This window comes from Bradyrhizobium sp. USDA 326, from assembly GCF_049739485.1.
Taxonomy (GTDB): Bacteria; Pseudomonadota; Alphaproteobacteria; order Rhizobiales; family Xanthobacteraceae; genus Bradyrhizobium.
This window is the reverse complement of sequence record NZ_JBMGQA010000001.1, coordinates 3,060,176-3,081,460: the sequence shown is the minus strand read 5'-3', so window position 1 is coordinate 3,081,460 and position 21,285 is coordinate 3,060,176. Positions and strand designations below refer to the sequence as shown.

20 protein-coding genes and 2 pseudogenes are annotated in these 21,285 nt (G+C 65.1%); 10 read left to right on the top strand and 12 right to left on the bottom strand.

Annotation, left to right across the window (positions count from 1 at the left end):
- The first annotated feature begins 121 nt into the window (after positions 1-121).
- Positions 122-1,162: a gentisate 1,2-dioxygenase gene (gtdA, locus tag ABIG06_RS14670; protein ID WP_370137307.1), complete on the top strand. Its 1,041-nt coding sequence runs from the start codon at positions 122-124 to the stop codon at positions 1,160-1,162.
- A 115-nt stretch (positions 1,163-1,277) separates the two neighbouring features.
- Here the strand turns inward: gtdA and ABIG06_RS14665 are convergent, their stop codons facing one another.
- From ABIG06_RS14665 to ABIG06_RS14650, 4 genes are all read right to left on the bottom strand, one after another.
- Positions 1,278-2,099: an ABC transporter permease gene (locus ABIG06_RS14665; RefSeq protein ID WP_370137305.1), complete on the bottom strand. Its 822-nt coding sequence runs from the start codon at positions 2,097-2,099 to the stop codon at positions 1,278-1,280.
- On the bottom strand, positions 2,092-2,865 hold the full coding sequence (locus ABIG06_RS14660) for an ABC transporter ATP-binding protein (RefSeq protein ID WP_370137304.1): 774 nt from the start codon (positions 2,863-2,865) through the stop codon (positions 2,092-2,094). The genes ABIG06_RS14665 and ABIG06_RS14660 overlap by 8 nt, the downstream gene beginning before the upstream one ends.
- Before the next feature lie 132 nt (positions 2,866-2,997).
- Positions 2,998-4,002, bottom strand: a complete 1,005-nt coding sequence (locus ABIG06_RS14655; protein ID WP_370137302.1) for an ABC transporter substrate-binding protein — start codon at positions 4,000-4,002, stop codon at positions 2,998-3,000.
- A gap of 34 nt (positions 4,003-4,036) precedes the next feature.
- Entirely contained in the window at positions 4,037-5,404 is a 1,368-nt protein-coding gene (locus ABIG06_RS14650; protein ID WP_370137301.1) for an FAD-dependent oxidoreductase, read from the bottom strand.
- A 110-nt stretch (positions 5,405-5,514) separates the two neighbouring features.
- Between ABIG06_RS14650 and ABIG06_RS14645 the strand changes: the two genes are divergently transcribed.
- On the top strand, positions 5,515-6,399 hold the full coding sequence (locus tag ABIG06_RS14645; protein WP_370137299.1) for a LysR family transcriptional regulator: 885 nt from the start codon (positions 5,515-5,517) through the stop codon (positions 6,397-6,399).
- Positions 6,400-6,458: 59 nt separating this feature from the next.
- Positions 6,459-6,731, top strand: a complete 273-nt coding sequence (locus ABIG06_RS14640; protein WP_370137297.1) for a hypothetical protein — start codon at positions 6,459-6,461, stop codon at positions 6,729-6,731.
- 3 nt (positions 6,732-6,734) lie between these two features.
- Here ABIG06_RS14640 and ABIG06_RS14635 read toward each other — a convergent pair whose 3' ends face one another.
- Positions 6,735-7,538 carry an enoyl-CoA hydratase-related protein gene (locus ABIG06_RS14635; protein ID WP_124162800.1) on the bottom strand — a complete coding sequence of 268 codons (804 nt, stop codon included), beginning with the start codon at positions 7,536-7,538 and terminating at the stop codon, positions 6,735-6,737.
- A 153-nt stretch (positions 7,539-7,691) separates the two neighbouring features.
- Here ABIG06_RS14635 and ABIG06_RS14630 point away from each other — a divergent pair, with 153 nt between their 5' ends.
- Positions 7,692-8,666 (top strand): ketopantoate reductase family protein, encoded by a 975-nt coding sequence (locus tag ABIG06_RS14630; RefSeq protein ID WP_124162799.1) that lies wholly within the window; start codon positions 7,692-7,694, stop codon positions 8,664-8,666.
- A gap of 3 nt (positions 8,667-8,669) precedes the next feature.
- On the opposite strand, the gene ABIG06_RS14625 is transcribed toward ABIG06_RS14630, so the two are convergent.
- From ABIG06_RS14625 to ABIG06_RS14615, 3 genes are all read right to left on the bottom strand, one after another.
- Positions 8,670-9,344, bottom strand: a complete 675-nt coding sequence (locus tag ABIG06_RS14625) for an alpha/beta family hydrolase (protein ID WP_245454616.1) — start codon at positions 9,342-9,344, stop codon at positions 8,670-8,672.
- A 113-nt stretch (positions 9,345-9,457) separates the two neighbouring features.
- Positions 9,458-11,014 (bottom strand): long-chain-fatty-acid--CoA ligase, encoded by a 1,557-nt coding sequence (locus tag ABIG06_RS14620; RefSeq protein WP_370137294.1) that lies wholly within the window; start codon positions 11,012-11,014, stop codon positions 9,458-9,460.
- A complete protein-coding gene (locus tag ABIG06_RS14615; RefSeq protein WP_124162796.1) occupies positions 11,011-11,754 on the bottom strand; it encodes a TetR/AcrR family transcriptional regulator in 744 nt (247 codons plus the stop codon). The genes ABIG06_RS14620 and ABIG06_RS14615 overlap by 4 nt, the downstream gene beginning before the upstream one ends.
- 88 nt (positions 11,755-11,842) lie before the next feature.
- On the opposite strand from ABIG06_RS14615, the gene ABIG06_RS14610 reads away from it, so the two are divergent.
- From ABIG06_RS14610 to ABIG06_RS14590, 5 genes are read left to right on the top strand one after another with little or no spacing between them, the layout of a single operon-like run.
- Positions 11,843-13,024: a lipid-transfer protein gene (locus ABIG06_RS14610; RefSeq protein ID WP_124162795.1), complete on the top strand. Its 1,182-nt coding sequence runs from the start codon at positions 11,843-11,845 to the stop codon at positions 13,022-13,024.
- 5 nt (positions 13,025-13,029) lie between these two features.
- Positions 13,030-13,485, top strand: coding sequence for a MaoC family dehydratase N-terminal domain-containing protein (locus ABIG06_RS14605; protein WP_370137292.1), 456 nt, complete (start codon positions 13,030-13,032; stop codon positions 13,483-13,485).
- Positions 13,485-13,892, top strand: a complete 408-nt coding sequence (locus tag ABIG06_RS14600; RefSeq protein ID WP_124162793.1) for a MaoC family dehydratase — start codon at positions 13,485-13,487, stop codon at positions 13,890-13,892. Before ABIG06_RS14605 ends, ABIG06_RS14600 begins: the two co-directional genes overlap by 1 nt.
- Before the next feature lie 21 nt (positions 13,893-13,913).
- Positions 13,914-14,741 (top strand): SDR family NAD(P)-dependent oxidoreductase, encoded by an 828-nt coding sequence (locus tag ABIG06_RS14595; RefSeq protein WP_124162792.1) that lies wholly within the window; start codon positions 13,914-13,916, stop codon positions 14,739-14,741.
- A 13-nt stretch (positions 14,742-14,754) separates the two neighbouring features.
- Positions 14,755-15,900, top strand: coding sequence for an acyl-CoA dehydrogenase family protein (locus tag ABIG06_RS14590; RefSeq protein ID WP_124162791.1), 1,146 nt, complete (start codon positions 14,755-14,757; stop codon positions 15,898-15,900).
- 16 nt (positions 15,901-15,916) lie between these two features.
- On the opposite strand, the pseudogene ABIG06_RS14585 reads toward ABIG06_RS14590, so the two are convergent.
- Positions 15,917-16,898: pseudogene (locus ABIG06_RS14585) on the bottom strand (helix-turn-helix domain-containing protein).
- A gap of 141 nt (positions 16,899-17,039) precedes the next feature.
- Here ABIG06_RS14585 and ABIG06_RS14580 point away from each other — a divergent pair.
- On the top strand, positions 17,040-17,765 hold the full coding sequence (locus ABIG06_RS14580; protein ID WP_124162789.1) for an alpha/beta hydrolase: 726 nt from the start codon (positions 17,040-17,042) through the stop codon (positions 17,763-17,765).
- Positions 17,766-17,801: 36 nt separating this feature from the next.
- On the opposite strand, the gene ABIG06_RS14575 is transcribed toward ABIG06_RS14580, so the two are convergent.
- From ABIG06_RS14575 to ABIG06_RS14565, 3 genes and pseudogenes are all read right to left on the bottom strand, one after another.
- On the bottom strand, positions 17,802-18,941 hold the full coding sequence (locus tag ABIG06_RS14575) for an amidohydrolase/deacetylase family metallohydrolase (RefSeq protein ID WP_370137288.1): 1,140 nt from the start codon (positions 18,939-18,941) through the stop codon (positions 17,802-17,804).
- 193 nt (positions 18,942-19,134) lie between these two features.
- A pseudogene (locus tag ABIG06_RS14570) lies at positions 19,135-20,588 on the bottom strand (catalase).
- 55 nt (positions 20,589-20,643) lie between these two features.
- Positions 20,644-21,285, bottom strand: a complete 642-nt coding sequence (locus ABIG06_RS14565; protein WP_370137286.1) for an HD domain-containing protein — start codon at positions 21,283-21,285, stop codon at positions 20,644-20,646.

Here is a 21,285-nt window from a genome sequence, read left to right as displayed (position 1 = left end):
GATTCCGGGTTCGATGCTAACGCATCGCCCCGGAATGACGACGGTGATTGTCATTCGTCACATTGACGCTACCTGGATCGTAAGTATACTGTCAATTAACAAACGATCGGGAGCAGCAACCATGGAAGCCGTGACCAGGACGCCGGAACGCGAGGCGTTCTACAAGAAGATCGACGGCGAAAATCTCACCGCGCTCTGGACGGTGATGAGCGACCTGATCACGCCGGAGCCGAAGAGCGCCTGCCGTCCTCACCTCTGGAAGTTCGACGTCATCCGCGACTACATGACGGAGGCCGGCAAGCTCATTACCGCCAAGGAAGCCGAGCGGCGCGTTCTGGTGCTGGAGAACCCGGGGTTGCGCGGGCAATCCAAGATCACGACCTCGCTCTATGCCGGCGTGCAGATGGTGGTGCCCGGCGACGTCGCGCCCGCGCACCGCCACAGCCAGTCGGCGCTGCGCTTCGTGCTCGAAGGCAAGGGCGCCCACACTGCAGTCGACGGCGAGCGCACCGCGATGGAGCCAGGGGACTTCATCATCACGCCGTCGATGACCTGGCACGATCATTCCAACGAAACGAACGAGCCGATGTTCTGGCTCGACGGCCTCGACATTCCCCTGGTGCAGTTCTTCGACTGCTCCTTTGCGGAAGGCTCGAAAGAGGATCAGCAAAAGATCACGAAGCCTGCCGGTGACAGCTTTGCCCGCTACGGCTACAATCTGCTGCCGGTCGACGCGAAGCGGAGGTCGAAGACGTCGCCGATCTTCAGTTATCCCTATGCCTACACCCGCGAAGCCCTGGAAAGGGCGCGCCTGAGCCAGGAGTGGGACGCGTGCCACGGGCTGAAGCTGAAGTTCAGCAATCCCGAGACCGGCGACTTTGCGATGCCGACCATCGGCACCTTCATCCAGCTGCTGCCGAAGGGTTTCAAGACCGCGCGCTATCGTTCGACCGATGCGACGGTGTTCTGCCCGATCGAGGGCAAGGGCCGCAGCCGCATCGGCGACGCCGTCTTCGAATGGGGGCCCCGCGATCTGTTCGTGGTGCCGAGCTGGCACTGGGTGACGCACGAGGCGGACGAAGACGCCGTGCTGTTCAGCTTCTCGGACCGTCCGGTGCAGCAGAAGCTGGATCTGTTCCGCGAGGATCGCGGGAACGCGTGAGCTCTGGTGCCAGCCACGTCGTCATTGCGAGAAGCGTAGCGACGATGCAATCCAGACTGTATCCGCGGTGACCAGTCTGGATTGCTTCGCTGCGCTCGCAATGACGGAGTATACTTCACCGCCAGTGCAACAGCCGCGTCTCCAGCCAGCCGATCACCTTCCCCACGGCAAGCCCGAACACCGACAGGATCACCACGCCCGCGAGCAGCTGATCGGTCTGCATCAGATTGCCGGCCTGCAGCACGAAGGCGCCGATGCCGTATTGCGCGCCGATCATCTCGGCGCTGACGACGAGGAGCAGCGCCACGGAGGCGGTGATACGGAAGCCGGCGAGGATCGCGGGCAGTGCGCCGGGCCAGATCACCTTGCGCACGATCGTGGCGAAGGGAACGTTGAAGCTCTGCGCCATGCGGATCAGGTTGCGCGGCACGGCATCGACGCCGCTATAGACCGAGATCGCGGTGGAGAAGAAGACGCCGAGCGCAATGGTCGCGATCTTCGGCTCTTCGCCGATTCCGAGCCAGAGGATCAACAGCGGCAGCAGCGCGATCTTCGGAATCGGGAACAGCGCCGAGATGAAGGTGATGCCGACGCTGCGCGCCAGACGCGAAAGGCCGATGGCAAAGCCGACGGCGACACCGGCCGCCGTTCCCAGGAGCCAGCCGATGCCGATACGCAGCAGCGAGGCCGAGACGTGCTGCCAGAGCGCGCCCGACACAGCGAGCTGGTAGATCGCGCGCGCGATCGCCGAGGGCGCCGGCAGGAACAGCGGATTGACAAGGCCAGTAGTGCCGGCAGCCTCCCAGATGACGATGACGAGCGCGAGCGCGATCCAGCCGCCAAAACGGCTGCTGGCGGGAACGAAGCCGGCGCCGCGAAAGCGGACGCGCCGGGTCGCAGTGTCCTTCGCAATTTCGGCCGGCGCGCGATCAAGCATGCTGGACCTCGCGTTCAGCGTCGATCGCCTCGTTGCGGATCAGCGACCAGATCTGGTTCTGAAGCGCAAGCAGCCTTCCGCGCGCCGCCACTTCGCCGCGCGCCGCTCGCGTCATCGGCACGGCCACGACCTCGCGGATGCGTCCCGGCCGCCGCGACAGCACCACGATGCGGTTGGCGAGACGGGCGGCTTCCTCGAGATTGTGGGTAACATAAACCGCGCCCATGCCGCCATCGGCGAGCAGGCGGACAAAGTCTTCCATCAAGAGCTCGCGGGTCTGCGAATCCAGGGCCGAGAGCGGCTCGTCCATCAGCAGGATGGCGGGCTTCACCGCAAGCGCGCGCGAGATGCCGACGCGCTGGCGCATGCCGCCGGAAAGCTGCTTTGGATAGGTGGTGCGGAAATCGGTCAAGCCGGTGCGGCGCAGGGCATCCTCGACCAGCGCGCGGCGTTGCGCAGCGGTGAGCTGGGCGTGCAGCAGCGGGAATTCGACGTTCTCCTCGACCGTAGCCCAGGGCAGCAGCGCGAAATCCTGGAACACGAAGGTCAACGGATTGAGACTGTCCGCCGGCGGCGCACCGCGCAGCTCCGCCGCGCCGGAGGTCGGCTGCAGCAACCCGCCCAGGATCGACAGCAACGTGCTCTTGCCGCATCCCGAGGGCCCGACGATCGCCACCACCTCGCCGGCGCTGACGGTGAAGGAGACATCGTCGAGCACGGCGAGATCGTCGAAGCGGTGGGTGATGTGGTTGGCAATCAGGTCCATGAGAGCTCGTCGATCCTGTTCTCCGTCGGTCCGAGATGATCCGAAGGATCAGACCCCAGGTGCGCAATTGCACACCGGGGAACCTCGAGGTTCCGGGTTCTCGCTTCGCGAGCCCCGGAATGACAAAAATGGCTAGTCCGCCTTCACGTAATCCTTGGCGATGATCGCATCGGCATCAAAACCCTTGTCCGCGAAGCCCTGCTCCTGGAGCCATTTGATCTGGTTGTCGACATTCTTGACGTCGAGCTTGCCGTCGGGATCGACATAGGCGCAGTTGCCGACCACCTGCTCGACCGGCAAGTTGGTGTACTTCGCGATGATCTCCAAGAGCGGTTTTGTCTGCTCGTTGATGGGGGCGACGCCGTCCTTCATCGCAGCGAGGATGACGTCGTGATATTCGCGGTCGGCCCTGGCCAGCGCGCCGAGCAGCTTCGTCACCAGCGCATTGTTAGCCAGCGTCTTCGGCGAGGCGAACACCGCCCCCAACTGCCACGGCGTCTCGTCGCCGACCCAGCCCAGGAACTTCGCGCCGCCCTCGTCCATCAGCTTTCGCGCGGTGGAGATCGGCAGCAGCGCCGCATCGACGGTCTCGCCCTTGAGCGCGGCCGCCGCATTCGACAGCGATTGCAGCGGCACGATCTTCACGTCGGCAAGCTTGAAGCCGTACTTGTCGGCGAGCAGGCCGAGCGAATAGTGAAAGCTCGATCCGACCTGCGTCACCGCCACGCGCTTGCCCGCGAGGTCCTTCGGCGTCTTCAGACCGCTCGCATAAGCGTTGTTGCTGGCGAAATAGCCGATCAGGGGATAGCCGGCCTTCTCGCGGCTCATGCCGCCGATCACCTTCAGCACGCCCTTGCCGGCGAGATTGTAGAGACCCGCGGTGAAGGCGGTGACGCCGAAATCGACATCGCCTGAGGTCGTCGCCACCGCGATCGGCTGCGCCGCATCGAAGAATTTGAGCTCGACCGCCAAGCCGGCGTCGCGGAAATAGCCCTTGTCCTGCGCGATGAAGACGGGGGCGGAGGACGACAGGCGGAGCACGCCGATCCTGGCCTTCAGCGCATCCTCGGCCCGCGCCGTGCCCATCGCCATGATCGCCACCAGGCCCGCTATCGCGAGCCGCGCCATCCCGATCATTCCAATTCCTCCGCCGTCGTTGTCTTGCAGTCCGCTACAGGCCTTCGGGCAGTGCCTGATCCCGTCCGATGAAGGCGCCCTGTTGTTTCAACGTTTCCTGCAATTTTTCAATGGGGATGTCACGCGGGATCCGGTTTCCGGAGAGCGCCAGCGCGGCGGCGGAACCGGCGGCCTCGCCCATCACGAAACAGGCACCGGAGACACGCGCTGCCGACTGACCTTCATGTGTCATGGAGGCACAGCGACCGGCGACCAGGAGATTGTCGACGCTTTGGGGTACCAGCATCCGGTAGGGCAGCTCGTTGTAGCCGCGCGATTCCGGAATTGGCGGAAATGTGAAGACGACGTCGCCGGGAACGTGGGCCTCGATCGGCCAGCCGTTGACACCGATCGAATCCTCGAACGAGGCACAGCCGAGCACATCCTCGCCGCTGAGCTGATAGCCGCCCTCGATGCGACGGGTCTCGCGGATGCCGAGTTGCGGCGGCAGGTCGACGATGTAGGATTTTTCAAAGCCCGGCACGGTGCTGCGCAGGAACTCGAACGCGGCGAGCGCCTGCTTGCGGCCCTCGATCTCGCCGCGGGTGAGATCGTCGGGCTCGATGCCGTTGATGGCATGGCCGTCCTCGCGCGCGACCTGCGTAAAGTTCACGCGCCATTCGATGCCGGATTTCTGCGGCCGCACGATGGCGCTCTTGCGCGGGAATGTGTGGGTGCCGGCGGCGAGCGCCTTCTCCATCAGTTGCGGGATGGTCCGCCAGGCTTCGCCCGCTCGCTCGGGATCGATGCCGTTGAGACGCAGCATCATCGAGGGGTACAGCGGATGGCCGTGCTCGTCGCCGATTTCGAACGGTACACCGGCCCAGACGGCGAGATCGCCGTCGCCCGAGCAGTCGATGAAGATCTCGGCGCGAACTGCCTGCCGGCCGGCCTTGGTCTCGACCAGCAGCGCGTCGACGCGGCGGTCATCGCCCATCACGACGCCGGCACCGAGCGCATGGAAGAGGATGTGCACCTTGTGGCTGGCGAGAAGCTCGTCGGCGGCGATCTTGTACGCGGCGGTGTCATAAGCCTGCGCGAAGACCTTGCCGAGGATCAGATGCGGCGTGTTGAGGCCGTTCAGCCGATCGATCCGCGCCAGCAGATCCGACGCCATCCCCTGCACCAGCCGCCGGTGCTCGCCATGGACATTGCCGTGCAGGCCGCAGAAATTGGTGACGCCGGCCGCGGTGCCCATACCGCCGAGAAAACCGTAGCGCTCGATCAGCAGCGTCTTCCGCCCCGCGCGCGCCGCTGCGGCTGCCGCGACGATGCCAGCCGGGCCGCCGCCGAGCACGACGACTTCAAATTCGCCGTAGAGCGGCACTTGTCGTGCCGGTTCTTCGATCATCGTGGCCCGCATGGCGCGTCCGCTCCCAAATCTCTTGCTTGAGGACGACTATGAATTAACGCGCAGCAAGCTACAATCCACCAAAATACGCGATCAACTTTCGCAAATCGAGAAAGGCCGACATGGACGTCCTGGTGAACCTGCAGGCCTTCCTCGCCACCGCGGATGCAGCCGGCTTTTCCGCTGCCGGGCGAAAGCTCAACGTCTCGACCTCGGTGGTCGCAAAGCGCGTCACGCAGCTGGAGACACGGATCGGCACGCCGCTGTTTCACCGCTCGACCCGGCAGTTGCGGCTGACCGAAGCAGGCCAGCGCTATGTGCATCGCGCGCGTGGTGTCGTGGCCGACGCCACCGACCTGCTCTCGCGCATGGGCGAGAAGGGCCACGACCTCGTCGATCATCTGCGCATCAAGGCCCCGACCTCGCTGACGGTGGCGCGCCTCGCAGATGCCTTCAGCGCCTTCCAGACCCAGAACCCGCGGCTCAAGCTCGAGATCGTGCTGATCGACCGTCCGGTCGATCCCGTCACGGAGGGATTTGACATGGCGATCGGCGCCTTCCCGCATTCGTTCGGCGGCGTGATCGACGAGCCGCTCTGTCCGCTGAAGCGGCTGCTCTGCGCCGCGCCGGCCTACCTGAAGAAACATGGCACGCCCAGACATCCACGTGATCTCGTCGAGCATCGCTGCCTCAGCTTCCTGCCGACCGGCCCCGAATGGATCTTCGACGGGCCGCGCGGCCGCATCAGCATCCAGGTCAGCCCGCTGCTGTCCTCCAACGAGGGTCATGTGCTGGCGCGCAGCGCGATCGCCGGCAACGGCATCGCGCTGATCTCGCATTATCTCGTGGCGGGCTCTTTGCGCGACGGCACGCTCAAGCCGGTGCTGCGCGACTTTCCGATTCCGGAATTGTGGGTGAAGGCCGCGATTCCCGAGCGGCGCCGCAACGCCGCTGCGGTCCAGGCGCTGCTCACCCTGCTGAAGGCGTCACTTGCGTCGTCACTGTGAGCCTTGCCAAGTGCGGTTTGCAGTTGCTCTCGTCCGGTGGAACTGAGAGAAGAGCCGCCATGAATTCGACATCTGTGATATGCGCATTCGCGGCCCTGACCGTTCTCACGATCACAACCACCGCCGTCTCGGCGGTGGAGCAAAACTGCCGCTTCATCCGGGAAAAGCCTGACCGCGAGGCCTGCTACAAGCGCCAGGAGGAAGAGCTGGCTGCAAGGCGCAAGCCGGCTCCAGCGACCGACGAGGGCAAGACGCTCGAAACACTGCGTCAGTTGCGCCAGGACGACGACGCCGTGTATCGCAGCATCAGCAATATCTGCCGCGGCTGCTGACATTCAGCCTTTGTTGCCACCCCAATTCGCCGCACGCTTCTCCGCAAACGAGGCCAGTCCCTCCGCCGCCTCCGTGCTCTGGCGCTTGAGTGAATGCAGCTGCACGAGCCGCTTGTAGGTGGCATCGTCCACCGCCATGCCGCCGAACGAGCTTTCCAGCGCGAGTTTCTTGGTTTCAGCCATTGCCTCCGGCCCGTTGGCGAGCAATTGCTCGACCACCCTGCTGCCTGCGGCCTCGAGATCGGCGAGCGGCACCACCTCGTGGACGAGACCGATGCGACGGGCGTCCTCGGCGCCGAAGCGCTCGCCGGTCAGCGCATAGCGGCGAACCTGTCGCACACCGATGGCGTCGCAGAGCTGCGGGATGATGATCGCGGCGGTCAGGCCCCAGCGCACCTCCGTGATCGAGAACAGGGCGTTATCGGCGGCAATCACGACATCGCAGGCCGCGATCACGCCGGTGCCGCCGCCGAAACAGCCGCCCTGCACCAGCGCGACGGTCGGGATCGGCAGCGTGTTGAGCCGCTGCACCGCCTCGAACGTCGCCCGCGACGCGGCCTCGTTCGCTTCAGCCGATTGCGGCCGCACGCCGTTGATCCATTTGAGGTCGGCGCCGGCCTGAAAATGCTTGCCGTTACCCCGGAGCACGACGAGGCGCAGGTTCGGCTTTCTGCCGAGATCGTCCATGGCCGCGAGCACGCCCGCGATCAGGGCGCCGTCATAGGCATTGTTGACCTCCGGCCGGTTCAACGTGACGGTCGCAACCCCACGCTCGTCGAGAGTCCACGGGACGGGGTTGGCGGTCATCGGCGATCCTCCGGCTTGTTTGCCGCGCACTATGGCCGAGAGGGCGCATCCTGATCCATATCTTTACGGCGTGGGGCGGCCGCGTCCATCGCATGGCGGCTTGTGTCATGCTGGCGTCGGGGCGGCACCATGGGATAGGTACGGGACATCATCATGCGCATCTGCATTTTTGGCGCGGGCGCCGTCGGCAGCCACATTGCGGTGCGGCTGGCGCGCGCCGGCCACGAGGTCTCGTGCGTCATGCGGGGGGCGCATCTGGAGGCGGCTCGCGCCAATGGGCTCAAGCTGCGCGTCGGCGATTCCGAGGTCGGCGCCAGGGTGAACGCATCCGGCGATCCGGCCCAGCTCGGCCCACAGGACGTCGTGATCTCGACGCTGAAGGCCACCGCGCTTCCGGGGCTGGTCGGCTGCATCAAGCCGCTGCTTCAGGACGATACCGCGATCGTATTCGCGCAGAACGGGATTCCCTGGTGGTACGGCATCGGCCTGCCGCCGCGGCACCCGACGCCGCCGGACATTTCTTTCCTCGATCCCGGCGGACGCCTGCGCGCCTGCATCCCGAAAGAGCGGATCATCGGGGGCGTGATCTTCTCCTCGAACGAGGTGACCGCGCCGGGCGTGGTGCAGAACCTCACTCCGGACCGCAATCGCGTCTTGATCGGCGAATGCGACGATCGCAATTGCGAGCGCATCACGAGGCTGCGCAACGTCCTCAACGACGCCCGGCTGGAATCGCCGCCGGTGGCCGAGATCCGCGAGGCGATCTGGTCAAAGCTGCTGACCAACATGTCGCTTTCGGTGCTGTGCCTGCTCACCGGCCAGACCGCGCGCGGCGTGCGCGACGACCCGGCCTTTGCCGAGGTGATTCCGCGCATGCTGAACGAGGCGAACGAGATCGCGCAGCACTTCATCCCCGAAGTCAAGCGCGTGACCCGCAGCGGCCCCGCCCCCAATCACAAGCCGTCGCTGCTCCAGGATTACGAGCTTGGCCGCGCCATGGAGATCGACGTGCTGGTGAAGGCGCCGCAAGCCTTCGCGCGCACCGCCGGCCTGTCGACGCCGACGCTCGACCTGATCGCCGCGCTCGCGATCCAGAAGGCGCGCGACAAGGGGCTTTATGCGGCGTGAGGTTCAGGCGAGTTCGTCGATCCAGGTCGCGAGCGTATCCAGCACCTCCGTCAGCGCCTCGTCATTGCTGCGGCCGGACTTCTTCAGCACCGCAAACGAGTGATCCCCGCCTTCGATTTCATGCAGCGTCGCCTTCGGGCCGAGCTTCTCGACGACAGGCTTGAGGTAGCTCAGGTCGGCAAGCCCGTCGCGCGTGCCTTGCAGGAACAGCATGGGGATTGCGATGCCGGCGAGGTGCTCGGCGCGCTCGCTCGACGGCTTCTTGTCGGCATGGAGGGGAAAGCCGAGAAAGGCGAGCCCTTTGACATCAGGCAATGCAGCCTTGGACTGCGCCTGCGAGGTCATGCGCCCGCCGAACGACTTTCCGCCGGCGACGAGCTTCACGCCGGGGCAGAGCCGCGCCGCCTCCGCGGCCGCCGCGCGGATGGCGGCGTGCGCGACTGCGGGCTGGTCGGGGCGCCCCTGCTTCCTTTCCATGTAGGGAAAATTGAAGCGGAAGGTCGCAATACTGCGGCTCGCGAGACCTTCTGCGACCTTCTCCATGAAGGAATGCCGCATATCGGCACCGGCGCCGTGCGCCAGCACGTAGCAGGCGCGCGCACGGTCCGGCTGCGTCAGGATCGCCGAGACCGTACCGATGCGCTCGATGTCGAGCTTGAGCTCGCGCGTCTCGACCAAGACTGAACGTTCCCGATGAATCGCGCCAATGGTACCCGCGCGACCGCGATCTGAAAACCTGAAACTTTGCGTGCTCGTCGCAGGCATCAGCGCCCCAACGCGAGCGAGAGCCGTCAGCTGACCCGCCGTTCCCGACCTTCCCAGAACGGCCGGCGCAGCTCGCGCTTCAGCACCTTGCCCGCGCCCGACAGCGGCAGCGGTGTCTCCGTGATCTCGATGCTGCGGGGACATTTGTAGCCCGCAATCAGCGTCTTCGTGAATTCGATCAGCTCGCCCGCCGAAACCTCCACGCCGCTGCGTCTGACCACGACGGCATGGACCTGCTCTCCCCATTGCTCATTGGGAATTCCGATGACGGCGCATTGCAGCACCGACGGATGCTGCGCCAGCGCGTTCTCGACCTCGACCGAGTACACGTTCTCGCCGCCGGAGATGATCATGTCCTTCACGCGGTCGACGACATAGATGAACCCGTCCTCGTCCATGTAGCCGCCATCGCCGGTGTGCATCCAGCCGTCGACGACGGCGCGCGCGGTCTCCTCCGGCCGTTCCCAATAGCCCATCATTACGGTGTCGCCGCGCACCACGATCTCGCCGACAGCGCCCGTCGGCGCAGGCCGGTCGTTCTCGTCGACGATTCGGACCTCGCAGCCGAGCGTGGCGCGGCCGGCACCGCGATGGCGCCCCTTTCTCCGCCCCTCCCCGACATGCTCATCGGCGTGCAGCAGCGTCGCGATCGGCGACAGTTCGGTCATGCCATAGGCCTGGGTGAAGCGCACATGCGGCAGTGCGCGCGCGGCACGGTCGAGCACCGCCTCGCTGATCGGCGAGGCCCCGTAGATGATGTGCTTGAGCGACGACAGGTCGTAGCTTCCGATCGCGGGGTGATCGACGAACATCTGGATCATCGTGGGCACCAGCAGCACGTCGGTGACACGCTCGTTCTGCATCGCAGCCATCACGCCTTCGGGCGTGAAGCCCTGAACGATCACGTTCGAGCCACCGGAGAGCAGCAGCGAATACATCGCCGCGCCGTTGGCGAGGTGAAACATCGGCGCCGCGTGCAGATAGGTCGTGCTCGCCGGAAACAATCCTTCACCGAGGGCATTCAGCGCATTGGCCATCAGATTGTGGTGGCTGAGCATCACGCCCTTTGAACGTCCCGTGGTGCCGCCGGTGTAGAAGATGCCGGCGAGATCCTCGCCCTTGCGCATGGCATCGGAGACCGGAGGGCTGCCCGCGATCAGATCCTCATAGCTCTCCATGCCCGCCGGCACATCGCCGTCGTCGGCATAGATCAGCCTCAGCCCCGGAATGGCGCCGGCGAGCTGCGCGCCGACCTGTGCGAAGGCCTTGTCGACCACGAGAACGGAGGCGCGGCAGTCGCGCAGCGCGTCCTCGTTCTCAAGGGCGCTCCAGCGGATGTTGAGCGGCACGATCACGCCGCCCGCCCAGCCGGTCGCCAGATAAAGCTCGAGATAGCGGTCCGAGTTGAAGGACAGCACGGCGACGCGATCGCCGTCGCGGACGCCGCGCGTGCGCAGGCCGCCGGCGAGCCTCGCGACGCGTTCGCCGAGTTCGCCCCAGTTGCGGCGCCGCTGGCCATAGACGGTGGCGAGCCCCTTCGGATTGATCTGCAGCGCGGGCCGCAGCCCGTGCGTGACGTTCATCGCGTTCCTCCTCCTGTGCGCTTCTTCCCTGTCGTTTTGCGTCCTGAGTTGCGCCCTTTCGGCACCCTCGGCGTCTTTTTTGTCGTCTGCTGCCGGCCCTCGGTCGCCATGCCTTCCGTCAGCCGAACCGTGAACTCGTCGGCGATTTCGGTCGGCGACAGCCCGCCGTCGCGTTGGTACCAGTGGCCGATCCAGTTGAGCGCGCCCGCGATCGCGAACGCTGCAAGCTTGGGATCGCATGGCCTGATCGAACCGTCGTCGATGCCTCCGGCAATGTAGCGCCGGAAGGTGGCGTCGATCCGCTTCTTGGCGGCGCGCGCGACGGCGGCGTTCCGCTCGGCCAGATCGCGCAGGTCGAAACGCACCAGGCTCGCGCCGAAATCGGTCGCCATCAGCCCGGCATAGGCGTGCACCAGCTTGCGCAGCTTGGCGAGGCCCGAACCGCCGCCGGCGTTGATCTCCGTAATGACGCTGTCGACGAGCTCGGCGCCCATCGACCAGCATTCGAACAGGATCTCGTCCTTGCCCCGGAAATAGTTATAGAGCGCGGGCTTGGTGATGTTCAGCCGTTCGGCGACCTCGCTCAACGTCACGCGATGATAGCCCTGCTCGAGGAAGAGCTGCACGGCGGCGCGCAGCACCGCCTCGCGCTTCTCATCGCGGGCGCGGCGCCGGCTCTCGAACGGCAGCCAGGGCGAAGACGGCGGCGATGAGGGTGGAACGGGCGGCGCTGAATCCATGCTGGATCGGTTGACTCCGGAGGACATCGGTCGATATGTTACCCGTGGGTAAGAAAAAGTCCAATGGGTAATTTGTTTGGAGGAAGCCATGTCTGACGTGGTCGTCGCAGGGGTCGGCATGATCCCCTTTGCCAAGCCGGGCGCCAGTGCGCCCTATCACGAGATGGGGACGGAGGCGGCCAAGCTCGCGCTCGACGACGCAGGCCTCGGCTACGAGAAGGTCGAGCAGGCCTATGTCGGCTACGTCTACGGCGATTCCACCTGCGGGCAGCGCGCGCTCTACCCTGTCGGGATGACCGGCATCCCCATCGTCAACGTCAACAACAACTGCTCGACCGGGTCGACCGCGCTGTTCATGGCGCGGCAGATGATCGCGAGCGGCGCGCTGGATTGCGTGCTGGCGGTCGGGTTCGAGCAGATGAAGCCCGGCGCGCTCGGCAGCGTCTATACCGATCGCCCCAGCGCGTTCGAGGAGTTCGACGCGGCTGCGGACCAGCTGATCGACGCCCCCGGCATTCCGCTGGCGCTGCGCTATTTCGGCGGCGCCGGGCTCAGCCACATGAAGAAATACGGCACCCCGCTCGAGGCCTTCGCCAAAGTGCGCGCCAAGGCGAGCCGTCACGCCAAGAACAATCCACTCGCACTCTTCCGCAAGGAAGTCAGCGCGGACGACGTCATGAACGATCAGGTGATCTGGCCGGGCGTGATGACGCGCCTGATGGCGTGCCCGCCGACCTGTGGCGGCGCCGCCGCCGTGCTGGTGTCGGAGCGGTTTGCGGACAAGCATGGCATCGGCAAAGAAGTACGCATCGCGGCGCAGGCCATGACCACCGACACGCCCTCGACCTTCAAGGCCGGCGACATGATGCAGCTGGTCGGCTACGACATGGCCAAAGAGGCGGCAAGCCGCGTCTATGAAAGCGCCGGCATCGGGCCCGACGATCTCGACGTGGTCGAGCTGCACGACTGCTTCGCCCACAACGAGCTCATCACCTACGAGGCGCTCGGCCTCTGCGGCGAGGGGGAAGCCGGCAAGTTCATCAATGACGGCGACAACACCTATGGCGGCCGGATCGTGACCAATCCGTCCGGCGGATTGCTGTCGAAGGGACACCCGCTCGGCGCCACGGGACTTGCGCAATGCTACGAGCTGACGCGGCAGTTGCGCGGCACGGCAGGTCCCACGCAGGTCGAGGGTGCCAAGGTCGCGCTGCAGCACAATCTGGGCCTCGGCGGCGCCTGCGTCGTTACGCTCTACAAGCGGCACTGACATACATGGTCGATCAGTCCGCCGTAGGGCGCAGCTTCACGCCCGTCACCGCGCGCGTGGAGCCCGGCCGTCTCCGCTACTTCCTCAATACGCTGGGTGAACAGAACCCGGTCTACCGCAACGCGGATGCGGCGCGGGCGGCCGGATTCACCGGCATGCCGGTGCCGCCGACCTACTTGTTCTGCCTGGAGATGCTGGACGTCGAGGACCCGTTCGACATGTTCAACGCGCTCGGGATCGATCTCGGCAGCGTGCTGCATGGTGAGCAAAGCTTCGTCTATCACGCGCCGGTTTTGGTCGGCGACACCCTGACCTTTCGACCGCGTGTGGCCAGCGTGACGGAGAAGAAGGGCGGCGCGATGACGCTGATCGGCATCCGATGCGAGGTGACCAACCAGGACGGCGTGCATGTCGCCGATACCGCGCGCACCATCGTCGTCCGCAACAAGGTGGCGTCGTGATGGCATCCGCAGACATCAAGGCCGGCGACCGCATCGTCCACAAGGTCTTTCCGCCGATCACCCGCCACACGCTGGCGCTCTATTGCGGCGCATCGGGCGATCACAATCCGATCCACGTCGATATCGACTTTGCCAAGGCGGCCGGATTCCCGGATGTGTTCGCCCACGGCATGCTGGTGATGGCCTATCTCGGGCAGGCGCTCACGGACGCGGTGCCGCCGTCAAAGCTCCGCAGTTTCGCCACCCGGTTCGTCGCCATCACCCAGCTCGGCGCCAAGCTGACTTGCGAAGGCACCGTGACCGAGATCTTCGCCGAGAATGGCGAGCGCCGCGCACGGCTCGCGCTCACCACCAGGGACGATCGCGGCGAGGTCAAGCTCGAAGGCAGCGCAATCGTCGCGCTGTAACAGCAAGAGGACTCATTCAAAATGGCAAAACTGCAGGGAAAGGTCGCGCTCGTCACCGGTTCCGGCCGCGGCATCGGACGCGCGATTGCACTCAAGCTCGCGCACGAGGGCGCCAAGCTCGTCGTCAATGACCTCGATGCCGAACCGGGGAACGCCGTGGTCGCGGAGATCAAGGCGCTCGGCGGAGACGCCGCCGCCGTGAACGGCAGCGTCGCGGAAACGGGCTTCGCCGACCGCTTCGTCGGCGCCGCGCTGGACAAGTTCGGCGGGCTCGACATCATCGTCAACAATGCCGGCTACACCTGGGATTCCACCATCCAGAAAATGACGGACGAGCAGTTTCAGGCCATGCTCGACGTCCACCTCGTCGCGCCGTTCCGGATTCTGCGCGCGGCGGCCGAGCCGATCCGCGTCTTTGCCAGGAAGGAAGCCGAGGAGGGGCGCGAGGTGTTCCGCAAGGTCGTGAACATTTCCTCGATCGCAGGCCTCTACGGCAACGCCGGACAGGCAAGCTATTCCTCGGCCAAGGCCTCGCTGATCGGGTTGACCCGAACCATGTGCAAGGAGTGGGGCCGCTACAAGGTCAACGTCAATTGCGTCGCCTTCGGCCTCATCAACACCCGTCTGACCCAACCGATCGAGGCGCAGCAGAAGACCATCGACGTCGCCGGCCGCGACATCAAGGTGGGCGTGCAGCCGCACATGCTCGAAGCCATGTCGCGCATGATCCCGCTCGGCCGCGGTGGCACGCCGGGAGAGGCAGCCGACGCCGTCTATCTGTTCTGCAGCCCGGAATCCAACTATATCAGCGGCCAGGTGGTGGTCGCCGGTGGCGGCCTGATTGTCTGAGAGCGAGGGGCTGATGCAATACCGATCGTCGTGGATGACCGAAGAGCTGGACACGTTCCGCGACCAGTTCCGGAAATATCTCGCCAAGGACCTGGCGCCGCATGCCGAAAAATGGCGCGAGCAGAAGATGGTCGACCGCTTTGCCTGGCGCGGGCTCGGCGAGATGGGCGCGCTGCTGGCGAGCGTGCCGGAGGAATATGGCGGCCTGGGTGCGACCTTCGCCTATGACGCAGCGGTGTTGGAAGACCTCGAAAGCACGGTGCCGGAGATGACGACCGGGGTCTCCGTGCACAGCGCCATCGTCGCGCATTACATCCTCAATTACGGCTCGGAGGAGCAGAAGAAGCGCTGGCTGCCCAAGATGGCCTCCGGCGAGATGGTCGGCGCCATCGCCATGACCGAGCCCGGCACCGGCTCGGACCTCCAGGCCGTGAAGACCACGGCGAAGAAACAGGGCAATTCCTACGTCATCAACGGCCAGAAGACGTTCATCACCAACGGCCAGGCCGCAGATCTCGTCATCGTGGTCGCGCGCACCGGCGATGCCGGCGCCAAGGGCATTTCGCTGATCGTGGTCGAGACCGCGGGTGCCGACGGCTACAAGCGCGGGCGCAATCTCGACAAGATCGGCCTGCATGCCTCCGACACGTCGGAACTGTTCTTCGACAACGTCACGGTGCCGCCGGAGAATTTGCTCGGCAAGGAGGAAGGCCAGGGTTTCGTCCAGCTGATGCAGCAATTGCCGCAGGAGCGCCTCGCACTCGCGGTCGGCGCCGTCGCCTCGATGGAGCGCGCGGTCAAGCTCACCACCGACTACACCAAGGAGCGGAAGGCGTTCGGCAAGCCGCTGATGGATTTCCAGAACACCGCCTTCACGCTGGCCGAGCGCAAGACCGAGGCGATGATCGGGCGCGTCTTCGTGGACTGGTGCATCGAGCGCCTGATCGCAAAAGATCTCGACACGGTCACGGCCTCGATGGCGAAATACTGGTGCTCGGAGAAGCAGGTCGAGACCGCCGACGAATGCCTGCAGCTGTTCGGCGGCTACGGCTACATGCAGGAATACCCGATCTCGCGCATCTTCATCGATTCCCGCATCCAGAAGATCTATGGCGGCACCAACGAGATCATGAAGCTGCTGATCGCCAGATCCTTGTAGACCAGCTCGCTGTAGATCATCGCGCGCGCCAGTCGCTCGGCCGGCAGCCGAAGCGCTGCTTGAAGCGCCGCGTAAAGTGGGAGAGGTCCGAAAAGCCCCAGTCGAACGCGATGGCGCCGATCGCACGGGCCGCCATCGCAGGATTCCTGAGATCCCTGGCTGCGCCGTCGAGCCGGTGGTCGATGACGTAATCGGTGAAGCTGGAGCCTGATCGCGCGAGCAGTTTATGCACGTAGCGCTCGCTGATGCCTACGGCTTCGGCGATATCGGCAACCGCAAGGCCGGGCTCGCGGAGCCGCCGTTGAATGGCACGCTTCACCGCCAGCGTGGTTGCGTCGGCGAGACCCTCGGCCTCCGCGGCGCCTGCCCGGCTGCGCCGCGACAGGCTCACGGCGACCAGCTCGATCAACGCCCGGAACAACCGCACGCCCTCATCCTCGGTTAGGCGCAGCGCCCCGTCGCTGAGCGTGCGCGCCGTCTCGGCGATGAGATGGCCGACATAGGGATCGTCGGAGACGCGCGCTGCTCCGACATCGAACGAGGCCGGCAACCGTTCGCGCAAGAGCTCAGCCGGGCACCCAGAACGAGGCGACGCGCAACTGTGGCCCGCGGTCGTGCAGAAGCGCGAACTGCCGATCGCTGTCGAAGATGCCGACCTGTCCGGGCGACAGGCTGATCTCGCGATCCCCCTGCTGGATGCGACAGCGGCCGGCCAGCTTCAGGTTGAGGTAGAAGCAACTGCGGTCGGATGCCGCGATGTCGGCCGCAGAGCGCCGCACCACATGTTCGGGAAAGCTGACGCGGTTGATCGCGGCATCGCCGAGACGGACGTGCTCGACGCTGGCCGGAAAGCCGGCTGCGGCCGCCGGCTCCGGCGTCAGATTCATGAAGGCCTGGCAGATCGCCTCGCGATAATAGGCGAATTGCTCGGTCGGCCGCACGCCCGCAGTATTCCAGGCCGATTGACGTGACGGAATGGCGCGCTCGATCTGCTGCATCGGTTCACTCCAAGACCAATCCGGTTCACTCCCAGCCAAGCGGCAAATCAGCCGCCGGTCCACAATCGACGTACGGCCGCGCCGCACCGGCCAAAGGCCGCGCAGCCTCGATCTAACCACACCCTCGGGAGGAGCCACAACATGTCGACCTACGTTCTCGTCCACGGAGCCTGGCACACCGGAGCCGAGTTCGAGCCTGTCGCCGCGACGATCCGCGCGGCCGGTCATCAGGTCCATACCCCCACCATCAAGGGCAACCGTCCGGGCGACGCCAAGACCACAGGGCTAACGGAAGCGATCCAGTCGATCGTCGACTACCTTGCCGAGAACAATCTGAAAGACGTCATCCTGCTCGGCCATTCCTATGGCGGCATGGTCATCACGGGCGTTGCCGATCTCGCGCCGGAGCGCATCCGCCGCCTGGTTTACTGGAATGCTTTCGTGCCCAACAATGGCGAATGTCTCAACGACATGGTGCCGCCGCACTATATCGGGCTGTTCGACGCGATCGCGGCCGAGCGCGGCGACGGCTCGGTGGTGCTGCCCTTCCCGATCTGGCGCGAAGCCTTCATCAACGATGCCGATATCGCGCTGGCGCAGAAGGCTTACGAGGTCCTCAACCCGCATCCGCTGGCGACCTTCACCGACAAGATCGCGCTCAAGACCAATCCGGCCGAGATGCCGCTGGCCAAATCCTACATCAACTGCACCGAGGACACCGCGCTACCGCACAGCTATGGCTGGCATCCGCGTCTGTCGGAGAAGCTCGGCCTGTTCCGTTTGGTGCAGGTGCCGGGAAGCCATGAGCTGTGCTTCTCCGATCCGGCGCGGCTCGCCCATGCGATCATGGAGGCTGGACGCGACTGATAGCGCGCCCTGTGCACGCTCTCGATCGTGGGCCGCTCAATTCGGATGCCACCAGCAGCCGCCGATGACGACGCCCTCGGAGACGATCTTGCGATCCCCGATCAGGCGCTCGCCGACGACGTCTTCATAATCGAACTGGCCCTGCCTGACCGAGATCAGCGTGGCGTCGCCGACGCTGCCCGGCTTGAGGCTGCCGAGCTCGGGGCGCCGCAGCGCCATTGCCGCATTCACCGTCGAGGCCGCGATCACGTCGGGCAGCTCCATGCCCATGCACAGGAATTTCGACATGGTCGTGACCTGGTCGTAGGCCGGGCCGTCGATGCAGAGCTGATGGATGTCGGAGGAGATCGTGTCCGGATAGAAGCCGTTGGCGAGCATGGCGCGCGCGGTTTTGAAGGCGAACGAGCCCTTGCCGTGGCCGATGTCGAACAGCACGCCGCGCTCGCGCGCGTCCAGCACTGCCTTCTTCACCGTGCCCTGCGCCGTCGCCGGCGTGTTGGGGAAGGGACGGAACGCGTGGGTCAGCACGTCGCCGGGCCGCAGGCGGGCCAGCACCTCCTCATAGCTCGGCGGCGGGTGGTCGATATGCGCCATCAGCGGCATGCCGACCTCGTTCGCAACCTCCAGCGCAATGTCGAGCGGCACGGCCCCGGAGGTGCCCGAGGAGTGCAAGCCCACGCGCACCTTGATGCCGACGATGAGGTCGCGGTTGGCATCGGCCACCTTCGCCGCCTCGATGGGATTCATCAGCCGCAATTCCTCGCTCTCGCCGACCATGATCCGGTGCGAGAAGCCGAAGATACCGGCATGGGAGACGTGCAGGTAAGCGAGGATGCGGACCTGACTCGGCTCGATGACGTGCTTGCGGAAGCCGGCGAAGTTGCCCGGCCCGGCGCTGCCGGTGTCGACCGCCGTGGTGACGCCGGAGAGACGGCAGAATTCCTCGGCATCGATGCCGAGCGAGGTGCCACCCCAATAGACGTGGGTGTGCAGATCGATCAGCCCCGGCGTGACGATGTATTTCGAAACGTCGCGCACCTCCGTGCCGGGATCGGCCTTGAGCCCGGTGCCGATGGCGGCGACCTTGCCGCCGGCAAAGGCGACATCGGTCACGGCATCGAGCTTCTGCGAAGGGTCGACCACGCGGCCCCCGCGCAGGATGAGGTCGAAAGGCATCATGGTCTCCTGATGTGGCTATGAGGCGGCCGACTGGTCAGCCGAAGAGAGGGAATCCCTATCCTTCTAGCAATTTTTGCGCCGGAGTCCCTGGTAACGGAGACGAAGACCCATGACAAATCGGAGATCCCGGTAAGTGCCACGCGCCGACCTGCGACGCAGATGCCTCTCTTCCGGGGTGCTGTCGATACACCTATTCCGAGCGAACCGTGGCAAGGCGCATCAGCGCTTGGCGGACACCGCCGCCATAGGCCGGATCGGCTTTCGTGCAGTTCGCGATGTGGCGCTCCTGGATGTGGACGGCTGCACTGCCGAGGGCGCGTGCCGTATTGTCGAACAGGACCTGCCGCTACGCCGCGCTCATCTTGCGGAACAGGTCTCCGGGCTGCTGATAGTGGTCGTCGTCGACGCGATGATCCCAGTGGGCGGCGGCGCCGTCTATCTCCAGCGGTGGCTCGTTGAGATCGGGCTGATCGGTCCACTCGCCGTGACTGTTAGGAAAATAGGCCGGCGTTCTCCCCAAATTGCCGTCCGTCCGCATTGCGCCGTCGCGATGGTAGCTGTGATACGGGCATTTTGGGGCATTGACCGGAATCAGGTGATGGTTGACGCCGAGCCGATAGCGCGCAGCGTCTCCATAAGAGAACAGACGAGCCTGCAGCATCTTGTCGGGCGAGAAGCCGATGCCGGGCACGACATGAGCCGGCGAGAAGGACGCCTGTTCGACCTCGGCAAAGACGTTTTCGGGATTCCGGTTCAACTCGAAATAACCGACCTCGATCAGCGGAAAGTCCGGCTTGGGCCAGACCTTGGTCAGATCGAAGGGGTTGAACGGAAACGCTTTGGCTTCTTCATCCGTCATGACCTGCACGAACATGGTCCAGCGCGGAAAATCGCCGCGTTCTATGCTCCCGAACAGGTCGCGTTGATGAGACTCGCGGTCCTTGCCGACGAGCGCCTCGGCCTCGGCATCCGTCAGGTTCTCGATGCCCCGCTGCGTGCGGAAGTGAAACTTCACCCAGGTCCGCTCATTGGCAGCGTTGAGGAAACTGTAGGTATGGCTGCCAAACCCGTGCATGTGACGATAGCTCTTGGGAATGCCGCGCTCGCTCATGACGATGGTGACTTGATGCAGCGCCTCCGGCAGCAGCGTCCAGAAATCCCAATTGTTGTCGGCGCTGCGCATCCCGGTCCGCGGGTCGCGCTTGATCGCGTGATTGAGATCGGGGAAGCGCAGGGGATCACGGAAGAAGAATACGGGGGTGTTGTTGCCCACCATGTCCCAGTTGCCTTCCTCGGTGTAGAATTTCAGCGCAAAGCCACGGATGTCGCGCTCGGCGTCGGCCGCGCCGCGCTCACCGGCGACGGTCGAGAACCGTGCGAACATCGGCGTCTGCTTTCCGATCTGCGAGAAGATCTTCGCCTTGGTATAGCGGGTGATGTAACGATGAAGCTGCCGAAGGCGCCCGATCCCTTGGCATGCATCCGCCGCTCGGGGATCACTTCACGGTCGAAATGAGCCAGCTTCTCGATCAGCCAGATGTCCTGCAGAAGGGCGGGGACACGACGGCCGGCGGTCATGATGTTCAAGTTGTCGCTGACGGGAGCGCCGGTCGCGTGCGTGAGATGGGGTGGCTTGTCGCTCATGTGATGATTCCCGATCGGTGGTTTGAAGAAAGAGGCGGTAGGGCCGAACGCCGGCTCAGCCGTGCCAATGCGAGCCGCGGATAAAGCTGCAGAAATTGCCGCGATGGAAATGCGGCTCCTTGTCGGCGATGACGTCGGCCTTGACGTTGCCGAAGGTGGTATCCGGCCTGTGCTTGATGCCGTCATAGAACGCCTGGATGATGTCCTCCTTGAAGTGCGGCGTTCGCGGAAAAGCCTCCACCACCGCCTCGCGTTCGTCGCTGGAATAATCCTCGTAGGTGAGGCCGAGAACGTCCATCTCGACGCCGGCGGTCACCAGAGCGACGACGGGATGCATGTGCTGCGGCACGCCCGGCGTCGTGTGCAACGCGATCGCGGTCCAGACCGTGTAGGCGTCGGCTTCGGAGATGCCATGGCTGCGCAGGAAGTCACGAGCGGCGTGCGCGCCGTCCACTTCGAACCGTTCGTGCTTGCTGCCATGGCCCGGCATCAGGCCGATGTCGTGAAACATCGCGCCGGCATAGAGCAGCTCGCGGTCGAATTTCAGCCCGCGCCGAATGCCCGCGAGCGCGCCGAAGTGATAGACGCGGCTGGAATGGTTGAAGAGCAGATCCGTCTCGGTGTCACGGATGTAGTCGGTGATGGCGCGCGCAAGCTTGCTGTCGGGAATGGCGGCGGCTTTGGCAATCTCTGGCAT